The organism is Holophagales bacterium (assembly GCA_016719485.1).
Classification (GTDB): Bacteria; Acidobacteriota; Thermoanaerobaculia; order UBA5066; family UBA5066; genus UBA5066.
The window spans coordinates 146,493-163,352 of record JADJZB010000023.1 but is presented as its reverse complement, the minus strand read 5'-3'; the positions used below and the strand labels follow the sequence as shown (position 1 = coordinate 163,352).

Annotated in this window: 18 protein-coding genes and 1 pseudogene; 13 read left to right on the top strand and 6 right to left on the bottom strand. The window is 71.1% G+C overall.

The window, feature by feature from the left end; genetic code table 11:
* The first annotated feature begins 85 nt into the window (after window positions 1-85).
* The 12 genes from IPN03_16345 to IPN03_16290 all read left to right on the top strand — a co-directional run bounded on the left by IPN03_16345 (window position 86) and on the right by IPN03_16290 (window position 8,019).
* Window positions 86-340: a hypothetical protein gene (locus IPN03_16345; protein MBK9375242.1), complete on the top strand. Its 255-nt coding sequence runs from the start codon at window positions 86-88 to the stop codon at window positions 338-340.
* A 135-nt stretch (window positions 341-475) separates the two neighbouring features.
* A complete protein-coding gene (gene deoC / locus IPN03_16340; GenBank protein MBK9375241.1) occupies window positions 476-1,708 on the top strand; it encodes a deoxyribose-phosphate aldolase in 1,233 nt (410 codons plus the stop codon).
* A gap of 8 nt (window positions 1,709-1,716) precedes the next feature.
* Window positions 1,717-2,349, top strand: a complete 633-nt coding sequence (locus IPN03_16335; GenBank protein ID MBK9375240.1) for a hypothetical protein — start codon at window positions 1,717-1,719, stop codon at window positions 2,347-2,349.
* A gap of 78 nt (window positions 2,350-2,427) precedes the next feature.
* Window positions 2,428-2,724 (top strand): BMC domain-containing protein, encoded by a 297-nt coding sequence (locus IPN03_16330; protein ID MBK9375239.1) that lies wholly within the window; start codon window positions 2,428-2,430, stop codon window positions 2,722-2,724.
* 21 nt (window positions 2,725-2,745) lie between these two features.
* Window positions 2,746-3,033 carry a EutN/CcmL family microcompartment protein gene (locus IPN03_16325; GenBank protein ID MBK9375238.1) on the top strand — a complete coding sequence of 96 codons (288 nt, stop codon included), beginning with the start codon at window positions 2,746-2,748 and terminating at the stop codon, window positions 3,031-3,033.
* Window positions 3,034-3,046: 13 nt separating this feature from the next.
* Entirely contained in the window at window positions 3,047-4,507 is a 1,461-nt protein-coding gene (locus IPN03_16320) for an aldehyde dehydrogenase EutE (GenBank protein ID MBK9375237.1), read from the top strand.
* A 65-nt stretch (window positions 4,508-4,572) separates the two neighbouring features.
* Complete coding sequence (locus IPN03_16315; GenBank protein MBK9375236.1) at window positions 4,573-5,184, top strand: BMC domain-containing protein; 612 nt, start codon at window positions 4,573-4,575, stop codon at window positions 5,182-5,184.
* On the top strand, window positions 5,184-5,468 hold the full coding sequence (locus IPN03_16310; GenBank protein MBK9375235.1) for a EutN/CcmL family microcompartment protein: 285 nt from the start codon (window positions 5,184-5,186) through the stop codon (window positions 5,466-5,468). Before IPN03_16315 ends, IPN03_16310 begins: the two co-directional genes overlap by 1 nt.
* Window positions 5,465-5,734 carry a EutN/CcmL family microcompartment protein gene (locus IPN03_16305; GenBank protein ID MBK9375234.1) on the top strand — a complete coding sequence of 90 codons (270 nt, stop codon included), beginning with the start codon at window positions 5,465-5,467 and terminating at the stop codon, window positions 5,732-5,734. Before IPN03_16310 ends, IPN03_16305 begins: the two co-directional genes overlap by 4 nt.
* A gap of 76 nt (window positions 5,735-5,810) precedes the next feature.
* Window positions 5,811-6,197 carry a hypothetical protein gene (locus IPN03_16300; protein ID MBK9375233.1) on the top strand — a complete coding sequence of 129 codons (387 nt, stop codon included), beginning with the start codon at window positions 5,811-5,813 and terminating at the stop codon, window positions 6,195-6,197.
* A gap of 84 nt (window positions 6,198-6,281) precedes the next feature.
* Window positions 6,282-7,217 carry a transposase gene (locus tag IPN03_16295; GenBank protein MBK9375232.1) on the top strand — a complete coding sequence of 312 codons (936 nt, stop codon included), beginning with the start codon at window positions 6,282-6,284 and terminating at the stop codon, window positions 7,215-7,217.
* A gap of 106 nt (window positions 7,218-7,323) precedes the next feature.
* A complete protein-coding gene (locus IPN03_16290; GenBank protein ID MBK9375231.1) occupies window positions 7,324-8,019 on the top strand; it encodes an HAD-IA family hydrolase in 696 nt (231 codons plus the stop codon).
* A gap of 10 nt (window positions 8,020-8,029) precedes the next feature.
* On the opposite strand, the gene IPN03_16285 is transcribed toward IPN03_16290, so the two are convergent.
* The 6 genes and pseudogenes from IPN03_16285 to IPN03_16260 form a co-directional block, all read right to left on the bottom strand.
* Entirely contained in the window at window positions 8,030-9,688 is a 1,659-nt protein-coding gene (locus IPN03_16285; protein MBK9375230.1) for a DUF2813 domain-containing protein, read from the bottom strand.
* A gap of 54 nt (window positions 9,689-9,742) precedes the next feature.
* Window positions 9,743-10,210, bottom strand: a complete 468-nt coding sequence (locus IPN03_16280) for a GNAT family N-acetyltransferase (protein MBK9375229.1) — start codon at window positions 10,208-10,210, stop codon at window positions 9,743-9,745.
* Between the two features lie 15 nt (window positions 10,211-10,225).
* On the bottom strand, window positions 10,226-12,139 hold the full coding sequence (locus IPN03_16275) for a serine/threonine protein kinase (protein MBK9375228.1): 1,914 nt from the start codon (window positions 12,137-12,139) through the stop codon (window positions 10,226-10,228).
* Between the two features lie 299 nt (window positions 12,140-12,438).
* Window positions 12,439-13,353 (bottom strand): NAD-dependent epimerase/dehydratase family protein, encoded by a 915-nt coding sequence (locus tag IPN03_16270; GenBank protein ID MBK9375227.1) that lies wholly within the window; start codon window positions 13,351-13,353, stop codon window positions 12,439-12,441.
* A gap of 47 nt (window positions 13,354-13,400) precedes the next feature.
* Window positions 13,401-14,405: an aldo/keto reductase gene (locus tag IPN03_16265; protein ID MBK9375226.1), complete on the bottom strand. Its 1,005-nt coding sequence runs from the start codon at window positions 14,403-14,405 to the stop codon at window positions 13,401-13,403.
* Window positions 14,406-14,487: 82 nt separating this feature from the next.
* Window positions 14,488-15,528: pseudogene (locus tag IPN03_16260) on the bottom strand (ABC transporter substrate-binding protein).
* Between the two features lie 321 nt (window positions 15,529-15,849).
* Between IPN03_16260 and argF the strand changes: the two are divergent.
* A complete protein-coding gene (gene argF / locus IPN03_16255) occupies window positions 15,850-16,851 on the top strand; it encodes an ornithine carbamoyltransferase (protein MBK9375225.1) in 1,002 nt (333 codons plus the stop codon).
* Window positions 16,852-16,860 lie beyond the last annotated feature (9 nt).

Here is a 16,860-nt window from a genome sequence, read left to right as displayed (position 1 = left end):
GGCGGATTCTAGGGCCGGCGGCCCGCCCTCGCCGTGGTGGAGTAAACTACATGGCTCGACTGAGTTCGATCAGGAGGAAGAAGACATGAAGAAGACCACGACCGCGATCGTCGCCACCCTCGCCGCCCTCGCCCTCGGCAGCTCCGCCCTCGCCACGATGGAGCTCCAGAAGGAGTACAAGGCCAAGGACGCGAAGGCCAACTGCGCCTCCTGCCACACCGAGAAGATGCCGAAGAAAGACAAGGCCGACCTGAACGACCTCGGCAAGAAGGTCAAGGACGCCAAGGGCGCCGACGGCAAGATCGACTGGACGAAGGTCCCGGCCCCGGCCGCCAAGTAAGCAGCGGACGACGCTCCGTCGTCGAAGCGCCCCCGGGCACCCTGCCCGGGGGCGTTGCTCTTCCGGCCGCCCGGGCGCGCCCCTGGTCGGCTGGAAACGCTCGCGCCCGCCCCGTACGCTTAGAATGACCGGCCCATGCCTCCGCTTCGGATCGCCCTCGCCGCAGACCACGGCGGCTTCGACCTCAAGGAGCGGCTGAAGGAGCACCTGCGATCGCAGGGGCACGACGTCGCCGATCTCGGGACGACCGGGAAGGACCCGGTCGACTACCCCGTCTTCGCGCGGGCGGCCGCGCTCCGCGTGGCGCAGGGAGAGGCCGACTTCGGAATCGTCGTCGACGGGGCCGGGATCGGCTCCGCGATGGCGGCGAACAAGGTGCCCGGCATCCTGGCCGCGACGTGCAACACCGAGACGCTCGCCAGGAACGCCCGCGAGCACAATGACGCGAGCCTCCTCGCCCTCGGGGCGGGACAGGTCGACGCGGAGACGGCGCAGCGGATCGTCGACGTCTTCCTGACGACGGCGTGCACGGCCGAGCGGCACCTGAAGAGGGTCGCGATGATCCGCGAGATGGAGAAGGAGAAGGGAATGACGGACCTGTCCGCGGAGGACATCGAGCGGATCGCCGCGAAGGTGAAGGAGATGCTCGGCAAGGGCGGCCCGGCGTCGCCCGCCGCGGCGGCGCCCCTGACGCCGGAGCAGGTGGCGCAGCTGATCGACCACACGCTCCTGAAGCCCGACGCCATGGCCACCGACGTCGAGAAGCTCTGCGCCGAGGCGCGGCAGCACGGCTTCTTCTCGGTCTGCGTGAACCCGGTTTTCGTTCCGCAGGTGAAGCGGCTCCTGCAGGGCTGCGCCGTGAAGGTCTGCTGCGTCGTCGGATTCCCCCTGGGGGCGCAGGACTCGCAGATCAAGCTCCTCGAGGCCCGCAAGGCGATCCGCGAAGGGGCCCAGGAAGTCGACATGGTCATCAACGTCGGCGCCCTCAAGGGGCGTAACGACGCGCTCGTCCTGAAGGACATCCGGGGCGTCGTCGAGGCGTGCAAGGACGGCCGGGCCCTCTCGAAGGTCATCCTCGAGACCTCCCTCCTGACGGACGAGGAGAAGGTGAGGGCCTGCGAGCTCTCGATGAAGGCGGGAGCCGACTACGTGAAGACGTCGACCGGCTTCTCGTCGGGCGGAGCGACCGCCGAGGACGTCGCGCTCATGGCCCGGACCGTCGCGCCGAAGAGGCTCGGCGTGAAGGCCTCCGGCGGCGTCCGGACGCTGGCCGACCTCCTGAAGATGGTGAAAGCCGGGGCGACGCGCGTCGGCGCCTCCGCCAGCGTGAAGATCCTGGAAGAGGCCCGCGCGGCCGCGGGGAAGTGAGGAGAGGGATGGGAGAGCTCCGCTGCTACTGCTTCATCGACAAACTCCAGCCGCAGTTCGCCTCCTTCCTCGGCACGGTCGCGCAGGGGTTCCTGCCGGTGCCGGGGCAGGCGGCGCTCTTCGTGGAGGTCGCCCCCGGAATGGACATCATGAAGGTGACCGACGTCGCCCTGAAGGCGACCGACGTCAAGCCCGGCATGATGATCATCGAGCGGCTCTACGGAATGCTCGAGGTCCACTCCGACTCGCAGGCCGACGTGAGGCAGGCCGGGGCGGCGATCCTCGCGGCGCTCGACCTGAAGGAGGAGGACCGGATCAAGCCCGAGATCACCTCGAGCCAGGTGATCCGGAACATCTCCGACTACCACTCCCAGCTCATCAACCGGACGCGGCACGGTGACATGATCGTGCCGGGGGAGACGCTCTACGTCCTCGAGTGCGCGCCGGCCGGCTACGCCGCCATCGCCGCGAACGAGGCGGAGAAGGCGGCCAACATCAAGGTCCTCGAGGTGCGCGCGTTCGGGAGCTTCGGGCGCGTCTACCTCGGCGGCGAGGAGAAGGACGTCGACGTCGCCTGGCGCGCCGCCGAGGAAGCCCTCCGGACGATCTCCGGCCGCGTGCCGAAGCGGGGCCGGGAGTAACACGGGACCAACGCTGGAACGAAACGCGGTAACGCGACGGATCGCCGCCGTGCGACGATCCGAGGAGAGGAAAGAGCCATGACCGAAGCCCTCGGGATGATCGAGACGAGGTCCTTCCCCGCGGTCGTCGAGGCCGCCGATGCCGCCGTCAAGGCCGCCAAGGTGGAGCTGGTGGCGTACGAGAAGACGGGCGGCGGCTACGTGACCGTCGTCGTCCGCGGCGACGTCGCGGCCGTGAAGGCCGCCTGCGACGCGGCGCAGCTGGCCGGCGGCCGGGTCGGCGAGATGGTCGCCGTCCACGTCATCGCCCGCCCGCATGCGAACGTCGACGCCGTCCTGCCGCTGGGCCGCAAGCCCGCCGCAGACGCGAAGTAGCCCCTCGGACACGCGAGAGCCATGCAGCTCGCGAAGGTCGTCGGGAGCGTCGTGGCGACGCGGAAGGAAGAGAGCCTCTCCGGGCTGAAGCTCCTTCTCGTCCGCCCGGTGGACGAGGAGGGGCGCGAGGGGCCGACCGTCCTCGTCGCCGCCGACGCGGTCGGCGCGGGACCGGAAGAGCTCGTCCTCATCGCCTCCGGCAGCTCCGCCCGGCAGACGATCGCCACCGACAAGCGGCCCGTGGACGCCGTCGTCATGGCCATCGTCGACTCGTGGGACGTCGGCGGCGCCGTGAAGTACAGGAAGTGACGTGGCCCAGCGTCTGACGGAAGCCGAGATCGAGGCGATCGCCCGGCGCATCGTGTCGGACCTCGACGGGAAGCCGGGGGACGGCGCGGGACCGGGCGGCGCTGGGGCGACCGCGGCGTCCGCCGCCGGAGCCGCCGGAACCTCCGGAACGATGGGGATCCACCCCACGGTGAACGCCGCCGTCGAGGCGGCGCGCAAGGCTCAGCCTCGCTTCGCCGCCCTCCCCCTGAAGGTGCGCGCGAGGGTCATCGAGGCGATCCGGGCCACGATGCGCGAGAACGGCGCGGCCCTCGCAAAGGCGGCCCGGGAGGAGACCGGCCTGGGCCGCACCGAGGACAAGGTCGTCAAGAACGCCCTCGTCACCGAGCGGACTCCCGGCCTCGAGGACCTCGCCCCGTCGGCCGTGACGGGCGACCACGGACTCGCGCTCGTGGAGCCGGCGCCGTTCGGCGTCATCGGCGCCATCACGCCGTGCACGAACCCGACCTCGACGATCATCTGCAACGCGATCGGGATGCTCGCGGCGGGCAACGCGGTCGTCTTCTCGGTCCACCCGCTCGCGAAGTCGTGCTCGATGCAGACGATCGCTCTCATCAACAAGGCGATCGTCTCGGCGGGCGGGCCGCCCGACGTCGTCACGGGCATCTCCACGCCGTCCATCGAGTCGGCGCAGGAGGTGATGAAGCACCCGGGCATCCGCCTCCTCGTCGTGACGGGTGGCGGCGCGGTCGTCAAGGCGGCGATGGCGAGCGGCAAGCGCGCCATCTGCGCCGGGCCGGGGAATCCGCCGGTCGTCGTCGACGAGACGGCCGACCTCGGCAAGGCGGGGCGCGACATCGTCCTCGGCGGCTCGACCGACAACAACGTCATCTGCGTCGACGAGAAGGAAGTCCTCGTCGTGGCGAAGGTGGCCGACGAGCTGATCCGCTCGATGGTCGCCGCAGGCGCCGTCCTGATCGGGAAGGACCGGCTCCGCGACCTCGAGAAGGCCATCTTCACGAAGATGGCCGGGCCGCGGGAGCATGCGCACGTCGACAAGGACCTCATCGGCAAGAACGCGAACGTCATCCTCTCGAAGATGGGAATCTCGGCGCCCGATTCCGTTCGCATGGTCGTCGTCGAGGTCGACCAGGACCACCCGCTCCTCTGGACGGAGCAGATGATGCCGGTGATGCCGGTCTGCCGCGTCCCGAGCGTCGACGCCGCGATCGACCTCGCGGTCCCCGTCGAGGGGCACAACCGGCACACGTTCGTGATGCACTCGAAGAACCTCGACGCGCTCTCGCGGATGGCAAAGGAGTGCGACGCGTCGATCTTCGTCAAGAACGGCCGGTCGCAGGCCGGCCTCGGCCTCGACGGCGAGGGGTCCTGCTCCTTCACGATCGCGAGCCCGACGGGCGAGGGGCTCACCGGCCCCCGCAGCTTCTCGCGCTGGCGCCGCTGCGTCCTCGTCGACAACTTCCGGATCACGTAGATGGCCATGCACTCCGTGCACCATGAAGCTCGAAGGTCGCGTCCCGCGACCTTTCCACGGGGACGATGAAGCGCGCCCCCGCCCTCGCCGTCGTCGACTTCGCCCAGGTTCCCGCGGGCCTCGACGCGACCGACGCGATGCTCAAGAAGGCCCCCGTCGCGTTCTTCCGCTCGGGAACGGTCACGCGCGGGCGCTACCTCACGCTCCTCGGCGGTACGCCCGCCTCCGTCGAGGAGGCGCTCGCCGAAGGGCTCGCGCGCGCCGGAGGGCACGTTCTCGACCACCTGTTCCTCGCCGACGTCCACCCGCGCCTCCTCGACGCGCTCGAGGGGCGGCACGGCGACGACGGGACGGGCGCGCTCCTCGTCCTCGAGACGGCAACCGCCTCGTCGGTCGTCCTCGCCTGCGAAAAGGCGCTGAAGGGGACGCTCGTCGACCTCGTCGAGGTCCGCCTCGCCGACGCCGGCCTCGCCGGCAAGGGGCTCGCCCTCTTTCGCGGCGACCTGCACGAGCTCGACGCGGCGATCGACCTCGTGAGGGCCGTCCTTCCGCCGGCGGCGGGACTCTCGCACCGCATCCTCGCGCGGCCTCACGACGCGCTCGCGCGCGAGAACGCGCTGGGAACCGCCTTCGCGTCGAGCCGTTTCGTCGACCTCGGCGGCGAGGAGGCTTCCTGATGCTCCTCGGTCGGGTGATCGGCCGCGTCGTCCCCTGCGTCGTCACGCCCGGACTGGAAGGCGTTCCGATGCTCCTCCTCCAGCCGCTCGGCAAGGACGGCGCGCCGAAGGGGAAGACCCTCGTCGCCGCCGACCCGACCCGGATGGCGGGCGAGGGCGAGCTCGTGGCCTACGAAGGGGGCCGCGAAGCGGCGCTCCTCCTCGATCCCTCGTTCGTGCCGGTCGATCACGCGGTCGTCGCCATCGTCGACGCGCTCCACCTGACGTCGGAGGAAGAGTCGTGATCACCGGCCGCGTCCTCGGCGACATCACGGCGACGATCCGGCATCCCTTCTACGAGGGGAAGAGACTGCTCGTGGTGGCGCGCACCGGAGCGGACGGCGCCGAGACAGGTGACTACGTCATCGCCCTCGACGCGATCGGCGTCGGCCCCGGAGACCCGGTCCTCGTCCTCGACGAGGGGACCGGCGCGCGGCAGGTCGTCGGTGTGCCGACCGCTCCCGTCCGGACGGTCATCGTCGGGTACCTCGACCGCGTCGACCTCGCCTGACGTGGACCGCGTCCCGCCCATCCCGCCGGTTCTCCCGCCGCCCCCGCCCCCGCCTCCGGCGCCGATCGCTCCGCCCATGCCCGTCGCGCATCCCGTCTCGGAGCCTGCCGTCCTCCGCTGGTACCGCGTCTACCTCGGCGCCATGGCGGCGATCTACCTCGCGTGCGTCGTCGGCGGCATCCTCCTCCTGAGCTTCCACGAGGAGATCGCGGACTGGCCGCCGAAGGACGAGCCGTGGACGATCCTCGTCTACGGCGTCGTCCTCCTCGTCATCGGGTCGATCCTCCTCGCGGCCTACGTGGCGGCTTTCTTCCTGCCGAGGCAGCCGTGGGCCTGGATCGCCCACCTCGTCCTCATCGCCATCGGCCTCACGAGCTGCTGCACGATCCCGGCGTCCGTCCCCCTCCTCGTCGCCTGGCTGAAACCCGACCTTCGCGCCTGGTTCGGCCGCCCCCCGGCCTGACCCCTCGCCTCGCCCGATCGACGTCGCCCCCGAACGGTGCCACCCCCGAACGGTGCCAGGCGTGAAATCGTGTATTGTTGGTCCATGACACGCCCACCGCGCCTCGACGCCGCCGGAACCGTGACGCACGTCGTCGCTCGCGGGAACGAGCGGCGCCCCCTCTTCCGCGACGACGCCGACCGCGAGAGGTACCTCGACCTCCTCGCCGAGGCCTGCGGCAAGCACGCCGCCCGCGTGCTCGCGTACTGCCTCATGCCGAATCACGTGCACCTCGCGATGCAAACCGGATCCGTGCCCGTCTCTCGCGTCGTGCACGACGTCCACTCGCGGTACGCCCTCTACTTCAATCGCCGCCACGACCGCTCGGGGCACCTCTTCCAGGGGCGGTTCCAGGGCCTGCTCGTCGAGAAGGACACCTACCTGCTCGAGGTCGTCCGCTACATTCACCGGAACCCGGTGAAGGCGCGGCTCGCAGGGCGACCGGAGGACTTCGCCTGGTCGAGCCACAAGGCGTACCTCGGTGGTTCGACGCCGCCGTGGCTGGCGGTGGGGGAGGCGCTCTCGCTGCTCGCAGGAGGTCGCCCGAAGGCGCGGCGCCTCTTCCAGGAGTTCGTCGCGGGCACCGCTGCCGGTCGTTACGACCCCGACGACGCGCGCCTCGGCGCCGTCGTGGGGGGCGACGACTTCGTTCGCGCAGCGCTCGCGGTGGCGGGGAGGTCCGATCTCGTGAGGCGGACGCTCACCGTGGAGGCGATCGCGCAGGCGGTCGCCGCCCGGGAGGGCGTGGATGTGAACGAGCTGTCCGGGCCAGGACGGTCGAGGTCGCACTCACGGATCCGGAGCCTCTGCGCCCTGCTCGGTCGGGACGCGGGCCAGATCTCCCTCGCGAGGACGGCCCGTTTTTTCCGGCGCGATCCGTCGACCATGTCGCGCGACGTGGCCCGCTTCGAGCGCCGCCTCGCCGAGGACCCCGAGGAAGCGCGGCGCTACGACGAAGTGCGGGGACAGCTGACGGCCTGAAGACGAAGGGCGATAACCTTTCCACTCTCAACAATACACGATTTCACGCCTGGCACCGGACGGGGGGACGGGGAGACGGACGCGGGGGGTGTGAGAGGATCGGCAGGTGCGGAGCCTGCTGTTCTTCGATCTGGACGACACGCTGCTCGACCACACGGGGGCCGAGGCAGAGGCCCAGCGCGAGACGTTCTCGGCGTTCGGAATGCTCTTCGGCGGCGTGGCGTTCGCGGAGTGGCTCGCGGCGTACCGGGGGGCGAACGCGCGCCTCTGGGCGGCGTACGGGCGGGCGGAGATCGGCCGCGAGGAGCTGCACCGCCGGCGGTTCGCCGACCCGCTCGCGGCGTTCGGCCTCGACCGAACCGCGGCGGAGGAGGTGGGCGCCGCCTACCTCGAACGGTACCGTCGGGCGTGGCGGCTGAACGACGGAGCCGAGGAGCTCCTCGCCGCCGCGGCGGATCAGGGCGAGGCGGGGATCCTGTCGAACGGCTTCCGCGAGCTGCAGCGCGCCAAGATCGCCCGCTTCGGCCTCGAGCGATGGGTCCGTCACGTCGTCCTCTCCGAGGAGGTCGGTGCGATGAAGCCGGCGCGGGCGATCTTCGACGCTGCCGTTCGCGCGGCCTGCGGCGAGGGGGCCGCGGACGGCCGCCGGAAGCTCTACCTCGGGGATCACTTCGAGGCGGACGTCGTGGGTGCCCGGCGTGCCGGCTGGTTTCCGGTGCTCTACAACCCCGGCCGCTCCCCTCTTCCCGGTCCGGTCCTCCACGTCGCGCGCCTCACGGACGCCATCCCGCTCCTGGCGTAGCGCACGCGGCTCAGTTCCCGAAGCGCGCCAGGCGAACCACCTTCTCCACGACGGACGCGAGGAGGCGGGGCACCCCGGGAGACCCGGGCGCCGACATCGCCTCGGCGACCTCGAGCGCCATCCGCGGCTTGCCGTGGGCCTTCAGGGCGCGCTCGATGATGGCGCCGGGGGGAATCCGCCGCCGTCCGAAGAGGGAAGGCAGGACTCCGGCCCGTGCCGCGGCAGACCGGTAGACGTGCGCGTAGCCGGAGCCCCAGAGGTGGTGCTCCACGTCCCGCTCGCGAAAGCCGGTGACGCGCTCGCGGTCGGGCTCCCCGGCGAGGAACGAGCGGGCGGCGCGCACGTAGTGCCGTCCGGCGTCGTCCCCGTCGGCGAGGAGGTGCCACTGGATTCCCAGCCCGCGGGCCATCTTCACGAGAGGCGCGATACCGCACTGCGCGAACTCCACGCACCGGACCCCCTCGGCGGGAAAGTCGAGCCCGACGAGCCGGGCCACCTCGGGAAGAAGCCACGACTCGGTCTCCCCCTCCACGAGGAGCCAGCAGCGGGCGAAGACGGACGAGGCCCGGTTGACGCGTATGTGGTAGCCCACGCGCCGCATCTCGTCGACGGTGAGCGCTCCGTCGGGGACGCCGTGGACGGCGACTCCGCCGGCGCTGCGCACGAGCCGGCGGATCGCGTGGAGCGGCACCGACGCCAGGAGGTCGCCCGAGTTCGTGGTCAGGACCTTCTGGCCGGGCACGCGGTCGATGAGCCGGAAGATCCGCGCGGCCAGGATGGGGTGAAGGTGCGCTTCGGCCTCTTCGATCAGGACGAGAGGCTCGGCGCCGCTCTCGACCGGTGAACCGTTCTCGGCGTCGAGGACCGCCCCCAGGAGCATCAGCAGGGCCAGGCTCTGCATCCCCGTTCCCTCCCGCGCCTCGGCGCGAAGGGGATCGGCCGCACCGAGCCCCACGGGCGTCGCCGCGCGCAGCTCGGTCGCGCTCCCTGGCGCACGGGCCGGGAGCATGAGCCGCTCGCTCCAGCGTCCCGCGAGGGCGCGAGCGGCCTCGAGCGGCTCGCGCAGCTCGTCGGGGTGCGGCCGCCACGAGCCCGAGAACTTCCGGTACGCGGTCTCGACGGTTCGCCGCAGCTTCCGCGTGACCTCGCCCTCCGCCGCCTCGGCGACGCGCCCGGGCTCGGACACCCCGGACGCCGGGCCGGCGCCGGAGGCCTCCGGCGACTCAGCCGATGCGGGCCGCGCCGGCCGCCCGAAGCGGACGCGCAGGACGGGGTGCCGGCGCCGGAATGCCTCGAAGGCCCCGGGGTCGTCCGGGTGGAGGTTTCGGCCCTCGCGATCGACCAGGCGCGCGACCGCGGGGGACGGAGAGCCGTCGGCCGTCCGCAGGGCGGAGATCTCGGCCACCGCGTCCCGCCCGCCGCTCTCGAGGAAGGCGAATCGCAGGGAGATCCTCTCCACGGGTGCGGCGCCGGGGCCGCTCGGGACGTGAAAATCGAGCGGTCCGAAGAACGGCACGTTCGCGCGGTGCGCGAGGGCGAGCTCGAGCGCGTCGAGGACGCTCGTCTTTCCGCAGGAGTTCTCGCCGATGAGGGCCGTGGTGTCGTCCAGGTCCAGCGTCATGCGCCGGATCCCCCGGAAGCCCTCGATCTCGATGCGGCTGAGCGGCACGGTCTCGAACGTCCCTCCGAAGGAGTGTAGGGCCTCGGGACGATGCCGGCGTCTTCAGATCCTCGCGTCGTGCGATGCGAGCCGCTTGGCCAGGAACAGGCGCCGAGGGTCGGTGTACCCGGCCGCACGGTAGAGCTCCCGTGCGGCGCCGTTCTCTACCGAGACCTCGATCCGTACGGCGCCCGCACCCTCCCGGGCCGCCTCACCTTCGACGAAGTCGAGGGTTGCGGCCGCCACGCCCCGTCCGCGAAAGGCCGGCAGGACGAAGAGCTCGTCCAGCAGCAGAAACCGTCCTCCCTGCTCGGTGCTGAAGCCCCAGGTCCCCATCGCGTAGCCGGCGACGGTCTCCTCGACGGAGGCGAGCCAGACGCGTCCGAGGGCCGGGTCGGCGAAGAGGCTCTCGAGCGCCGCGCGGATCGCGGCCGTGTCGAACGGTATCCGCTCGTGGGCCCACAGCGCCTCCATCATCGGGAGGAAGGTGCCCTCGTCCGAGATCGACGCGGCGCGGAAGGAGACGCGCATGGTCCGGGTCGCTCCCTATCTCGAGAGGAGCTCCTTGTCGTACTTCGCGCGGATCGTCGCGGGGCCGATCTGGGCGACGATCGACCGGAGCGAGCCCGAAGCGTCGGCCGCGGCGCCTCCACGAATGAACAGTCGGAGCCGCATGGCACCGGTCGGGTCATCCGTCAGGCGGATCTCGGCCTCGACGCCTGCGAGAGCCGGCAGCGGCTGACCCGAGGCGTCGGTCGCCGTGACGATCCGGGCGCCCGGGATGCCGGAGACGTTCACGGGTTTCCGGAATTTGAAGACGACGTTCAGGCCCTGTCCATCCCCGGTCGGGAAAAAGCCGATGATGTTCGCGTCGAGGAGGCGTCGCTCTTCGGCGCCGAGCTTGGCGGAGCGGCTGACCGGCTTCCTCGGTTCGGGGACGGAGGTGGGCAGCGTGGCGTCGGCCCCGGACCCGGACGGGAGCGGGCCGGAGGCGACGGGAGGCACGGGGTCGAGCGTGGCCGGAGAGGTCGACGGCATGTTCGGTTTGACGTAGAACTCCCACCCGGCCCACGCCCCCGTTCCGAGGACCGCCAGGACGAAGAGCGTGATGAGCACGACGTTGCGTTTCCGCCTGGCCTCGGCGCGCTGCCTCGTACGGATCGACTCCGTATCGCGCTTCACGGACCGCGAGCGGTTCTCGGTCCCGAAAACGGGGTGTACCGGTGACCGGGAGATCCCCCGGCTCTCGCTCATGACCTGGATCTGCTCGTCGTACCCCGCCTGCTCCAGCCAGTCGGGGACCTGGGAGGCGGGAGCGGCGGCGCGGGCCGGAGCAGCCGCCGGGGGCGGCGTGGCGGCCCCGCCGATCCTCCCGTCGGCGCCGACGCGCGACGCGGAGGAAGGGGCCTTCGTCTCGGCCTCCGTGAACGGGTACGCTCCGTCGTCGAAGAGGCCGGTGGCGGCCGTCGCTCCGCCGGGCCGGTTGCCCGAGGGAGAGGGGGTCCCGCCGAGGCCCCCCGGCGAGCCGGCGGAGCCCGAGAGCGACTTCTTCGTCTCCGTCGAAGGGAGGGTCGACACGACCTCGGGATCTGGCACGAGCCCGGCCTTCTCGGCCTCGGCCTGCGCCGCGACGAGGGCGTCGATGATCTCCTCGTAGCCCTGCGGCCGGTCGTCGGACTTCTTGGCGAGCATCTTCACGATGAGCGCCTGGAGCGACGCGGGGATCGGCGGGTTTCCCTCGGGCACGGAGAAGTCGACCGGGGTGCGGTTCTCCTGCGCCATGACCCACTCGAGGTAGTTCCGCGAGTTCTGTACGTTGATCGGCCGGCGCTTCGTCAGGAGGCGGAAGAAGATGACGCCGAGCGAGTAGATGTCGCTCCGGAAGTCGATGTGCCCGAACGTGAGGAGCTCGTGGGAGGCGTACGCGAGCTTGCCGAGAAACTCGCCCGTCTGCGTCAGCTCGCCGCCGCTCCCTTCCTGGAGGACCTTCGCCACGCCGAAGTCGAGGATCTTCACGAGGCGGCGGTCGTCCTGGATCGTGACGAAGATGTTGTTCGGCGAGAGGTCGCGGTGGAGGATGTTCCGTTCCTTCAGGTAGGCGAGGCCCATCGCGGCCTGCACCATCATCGGGATGAGCTCGTGGAACGGCCGCCCCTCGAACGCGCCGAAGTCGACGCCCTTGAGGTACTCCATGACGATCGTCGGGAGCCCCTCGCGCGAGCGGGTGATCTCGTAGCAGCGGACGATGTTCCGGTGATTGAGCGACGCCAGGATCTGGTTCTCTTTCATGAACCGGGCCTGGAGCTCGGGGTCCGTGAGGCTCCTCGACATCACCTTTGCCGCGACGGGCAGGTGCGTCCGGCGGTCCTCCGCGAGGAAGACGATGCCCATCCCTCCCTCGCCGAGGACGCGGGAGATGACGAAGTGGTCGAACTCGGGGGGCCTGAGAAGAACGCTCAAATCGGAACCGTTCCGCGCATTGTACGGGCTATCTCCCTCCGCGGATCGCGTTCGGAGCCGGTGCTCGTCGCCTCTCGGCCGGCACCCGGATCAGGCCCCCTTCTGCCACAGGGCGAAGGCGGCGCCCGCCGGGTCGCGGAGGACGGCCCCCCCCCCCCCCCCCCCCCCCCCCCCCCCCCCCCCCCCCCCCCCCCCCCCCCCCCCCCCCCGCGCGGCCGCCCCCCGCGCCCCCCCGCCGGGGCCGGCGCCGGCGCGCCGGGGCGCGGCGCCGCCGCCGGCCGCCGACCACCCCCGGCCGTTCACGCGGCGCCGCCTCTCGCCGCCTTCCACGCGGCGTAGAGCTGCGGCGCCGCGTCGACGAAGCCCGCGTGTCGCGGGGTCCAGCCCAGGCGGTGGACGGCCTTCCAGGAGTCGACGTGCTGGTTGAGCGCGAGGCACGTGGCGAAGGGGCCCATCGACGCGACGGCCTGCTCCACCGGTACGTGCTCGACGCGCCCTTCGGCGCCGGCCGCGAGGCTGGCCGCCGTGGCGCACTCGTTGACGGTGGCGCGGCTCCGGTCGGTGGCGTTGAGCACCTCGCCGCCGAGCCCGGCCTCGGCGGCCCGCACGTAGAGGTCGGCCAGGTCGTCGCGGTGAACCATCGCCCAGCGGTTCGTCCCGTCGCCTACGACCCGTGCGGCGCCGCCCCTGGCGGCGCTCTCGAACCACGAGGACGTGAGGCTGCCCGCGCCGCCGTAGACGCATCCTGGGCGGATCACGACCGTCCGGAAGCCGCCGCCGTTCCAGGAGAGGACAGCGGCGTCGACCGCGGGACGGGGCGCCACGAACGTGGGCGGGTCGAGCGGCGCCGACTCGTCGATGGCGCCGTCACCGGTGTCGCCGTAGACCCAGACGCCGCTCGTGGAGACGAGGACCCTGCCGACCCGGTCCCGCCCGGCGTCGCGGAGCGCGCCCAGGGCGGCGCGGTGGAGGTCCCAGGACCGGTCGGAATACTCCACCGCGCAGTGGACGAGAACCGAACAGCGCTCGGCGGCAGGGCGCCAGCCGTCCGGTTCTTCCATCGTTCCGTGAACCGGAACGACCTCGGCGCCCTCGAGGAGGAGTTCCTTTCCGGGGGTCCGGACGAGACCGTACGTTTCGTGCCCCGCACGGGCGAAGGCCGCGGCGACCGCCGAACCGATGAAGCCCGTGGCTCCTGTGACGAAGACTTTCATGGAGACCTCCTCCGGGGAACGCCCCGGATGATAGGCCGCGCCCCCCGTCAGCGGGCGGAGGGGGCGGGGCCGGCGAAGCCGCGGACCGCGTGGGGGCTGTAGGGGGCTTCGAGCGCGCCGGTCTCCTCGGCGGTCAGCGAGAGATCGAGCGCGGCGAGAGCCTCGTCGAGGTGCGCGAGCTTCGTCGCTCCGACGATCGGCGCCGTCACGCCGGGCCGGCCGAGGAGCCACGCCAGGGCGACGCGGGCCATCGGGACGCCCCGTGCGGCCGCCACCGAACGCGTCGCCGCGACGACGTCGGCGTCCCTCGGATGGTCGTACAGCTGCCGGGCATAGTCGTCCGAGGCGGCGCGGGGCGTCGACGCGCTGTCGGCGGGCGTCGCACGCGTCCCGGCGAGGAGACCGCGGGCCAGCGGCGACCACGGAAGGACGCCGATCCCCTCCTCGATGCAGAGGGGGAGCATCTCCCGCTCTTCCTCCCGGTAGAGGAGGTTGTAGTGGTTCTGCATGGAGACGAAACGCGTCAGGCCCGCCCGGTCGGCCGTCGCGAGCGCCTTCTGGAATCGCCACGCCTCGCCCGAGCTGGCGCCGAGGTAGCGGACCTTGCCCTGCAGGACGAGGAGATCGAGAGCTTCCAGCGTTTCCGCCAGCGGCGTCGACGGGTCGAAGCGATGGATCTGGTAGAGGTCGATCGTCTCGACGCCCAGCCTCTTCAGGCTCGCCTCGCACGCCTGGACGACGTGCTTCCTCGAGAGCCCTCCCATGTTCGGACCTGAGCCCATCGGGAAATGGACCTTCGTGGCGATGACGAGCTCCTCGCGGCGGCCCATCTCGGCCAGCAGGCGGCCGGTGACCTCCTCGCTCACGCCCAGCGAGTACATGTCGGCCGTGTCGAAGAGGTTGATCCCCGCCTCGAGGGCGCGCCGGAAGAACGGGCGCGCCTCTTCCTCGGGCAGGACCCACGGCCGCCACCTCGGGTCGCCGTAGCTCATGCAACCGAGCGCCAGCCGCGAGACGACGAGGCCTGTCCGGCCGAGGGTCGTGTACTTCAGGGTGCGCTCCTCAATCGGGGTCGATGCGGGGAAGGGCCGCAGGCCCGGGTGGGGGCTGAGGAGGGGCGCAGTGCGCCGCTCCTCAGTCGGGGTCGATATTGGTTACGAAGATGACCTTGCCCCCCTGGAACTGCTTCAGGGTGACGGCCTTGAGCGGGTCGTGTGAACCACCCTTGAAGACGGTCTTCCCGGTGACGCCGTCGAACGACACGATCTTGGAGAACGCGTCCCGCACGGCTTCGCGGTCGTTCCCCGTGGCCGTCTCCAGGGCCTGCTTGAGGAGTCTCATCGTGTCGTAGGTGAGGGCGGCTCCGTCGTCCGGGACCTCCTTGGCGTACCGCTGCTCGAAGGCGGCGCGGAAGATACCGACCTTGTCCTCCATCGCGTCGGGGTTGTAGTGGGCGCCGAAGAACGCGCCCTCGAGCTCGGCTGCGTTCTTCAGGAGCTCGGGGTTTCCCCAGGTGTCGCTCCCGAGGAACGGCGCCTTCACTCCGGCGGCGCGGGCCTGCCGGACCTGCTCGGGCACCTCGCTGTAGTAGCTCGGGAGGAAGACGAGGTCGGGCGCCGATTCGGCGATCCGCTTCCACTGGCCGGAGAGGTCCTTCTCCCCCGCGGCGTAGGACTCGAAGGCGACGACCTGCCCGGAGCGCGCCTCGATCTCCTTCTTCATCAGCTCGGCCTGGCTCTTCGGTGCTTCTGAAGAGGAGTTGAAGAGGATGGCGATCTTCGTCGCCTTGATGTAGCCGGACGCGAACTTCGCGAGGGCTTTGCCCTGGAACGCGTCGGTGAAGCAGGCCCGGTAGACCCACTTCCGCGGCGCGCCGGCGTCGTCCATCGTGACCCGCGGGGCCGAACCCCAGGGCGTGATGAGAAGCGTCTTCGCCTCCTCCGCCACCTGCGCGGCCGGAACGGCGCCGAGGCTCGCGTTCGGACCGACGATCGCGAGGACCTTCTCCTGCTCGATGAGGCGCCTGGCGGCCTCGGCGGCCGGCTGGGCCGCTCCCTGGCTGTCCTCGATCACGAGGCGGAGGAGGTGCTTGGTCCCGGCGACCTCGACGCCGCCGGCGTCGTTGATCTCGGCGACCGCGAGCTCCGCGGCCTTCTTGCACGAGTCGCCGACGGCAGGGGATGTCGCCGGTCAGCTCGGCGATCACACCGATCTTGATGTCGGGGCCGCTCTTCTTGCAGGCCGCCTGGGTGAAGAGCACGCCGCCGAGGGTCCCGGCGAGGAGGAGTGTCGACGCTTTGAAAGCAAAGTCCCGCTTCATAACCGGTAAGCGTATTTCCGGAGGGGGGGGCTGGTCAAACGCCGATCCGTTCTAAAATCCAAGTTTCGCCCCCGAGGAGGGGCGGCGCGCGCTCGACGGACGTCCGGAAGGAGCCTCGCGGGAGGTGCCCGGAGCGGTCCCGCCGCCGCCAGGGGAAAGCTGTCGCCGGAGGACCCATGCCGTTCAACCTGAAGAACCGTCACTTCCTGACGATCCACGACTTCACCCCGAAGGAAGTCCTCTACCTCCTCGACCTGGCGCGGGACCTGAAGCGCGCCAAGTACGCGGGGGTCGAGACGCGGCGCCTCTCCGGGAAGAACGTCGCCCTCATCTTCGAGAAGGACTCGACCCGCACCCGCTGCGCGTTCGAGGTCGCCTGCCACGACCAGGGGGCGAGCGTGACCTACCTCGGCCCCTCCGGCTCCCAGATCGGCAAGAAGGAGTCGATGAGGGACACGGCGCGGGTCCTCGGCCGGATGTACGACGCCATCGAGTACCGCGGCTTCGGGCAGGCGATCGTCGAGGAGCTGGCGAGGTGGGCGGGCGTCCCGGTCTACAACGGCCTGACCGACGAGTTCCACCCGACCCAGATCCTCGCGGACCTCCTGACGATGCGCGAGCACAGCGAGAAGCCGCTCTCGCAGGTCTCCTACGCCTACCTCGGCGACGCGCGGAACAACATGGGGAACACCCTCATGCTCGGCGGCGCCCTCATGGGGATGGACGTGCGTCTCGGCGCGCCGAAGCACCTCTGGCCCGTCGACGAGCTCGTCGCGAAGGCGAACGAGCTGGCCGCCGCCTCCGGCGGAAAGGTCACGCTCACCGAGGACCCGAAGGCCGCCGTTCGCGGCGTCGACTTCGTCCACACGGACGTCTGGGTCTCGATGGGCGAGCCCGACTCGGTCTGGGCCGAGCGGATCAAGCTCCTCCTGCCGTACCAGGTCAACGCGGCGCTGATGGCCGCGACGGGGAACCCGAAGGCGAAGTTCCTCCACTGCCTCCCGGCCTTCCACAACCGCGAGACGAAGATCGGCGAAGACATCTTCAGGAAGTTCGGGATCGAGGCGATGGAGGTCTCCGACGACGTCTTCGAGTCGCCGGCCTCCGTCGTCTTCGACCAGGCCGAGAACCGCCTCCACACCATCAAGGCCGTCCTCGTGGCGACGCTCGCGGGCTAGGGGAGAAGA

Excerpts from the sequence above, each read along its gene's own strand:
- IPN03_16345 (MBK9375242.1), top strand. The coding sequence starts at position 86 with ATGAAGAAGACCACGACCGCGATCGTCGCCACCCTCGCCGCCCTCGCC.
- deoC (MBK9375241.1), top strand. The coding sequence starts at position 476 with ATGCCTCCGCTTCGGATCGCCCTCGCCGCAGACCACGGCGGCTTCGAC.
- IPN03_16335 (MBK9375240.1), top strand. The coding sequence starts at position 1,717 with ATGGGAGAGCTCCGCTGCTACTGCTTCATCGACAAACTCCAGCCGCAG.
- IPN03_16330 (MBK9375239.1), top strand. The coding sequence starts at position 2,428 with ATGACCGAAGCCCTCGGGATGATCGAGACGAGGTCCTTCCCCGCGGTC.
- IPN03_16325 (MBK9375238.1), top strand. The coding sequence starts at position 2,746 with ATGCAGCTCGCGAAGGTCGTCGGGAGCGTCGTGGCGACGCGGAAGGAA.
- IPN03_16315 (MBK9375236.1), top strand. The coding sequence starts at position 4,573 with ATGAAGCGCGCCCCCGCCCTCGCCGTCGTCGACTTCGCCCAGGTTCCC.
- IPN03_16310 (MBK9375235.1), top strand. The coding sequence starts at position 5,184 with ATGCTCCTCGGTCGGGTGATCGGCCGCGTCGTCCCCTGCGTCGTCACG.
- IPN03_16300 (MBK9375233.1), top strand. The coding sequence starts at position 5,811 with ATGCCCGTCGCGCATCCCGTCTCGGAGCCTGCCGTCCTCCGCTGGTAC.
- IPN03_16295 (MBK9375232.1), top strand. The coding sequence starts at position 6,282 with ATGACACGCCCACCGCGCCTCGACGCCGCCGGAACCGTGACGCACGTC.
- IPN03_16280 (MBK9375229.1), bottom strand. The coding sequence starts at position 10,210 with ATGCGCGTCTCCTTCCGCGCCGCGTCGATCTCGGACGAGGGCACCTTC.
- IPN03_16270 (MBK9375227.1), bottom strand. The coding sequence starts at position 13,353 with ATGAAAGTCTTCGTCACAGGAGCCACGGGCTTCATCGGTTCGGCGGTC.
- argF (MBK9375225.1), top strand. The coding sequence starts at position 15,850 with ATGCCGTTCAACCTGAAGAACCGTCACTTCCTGACGATCCACGACTTC.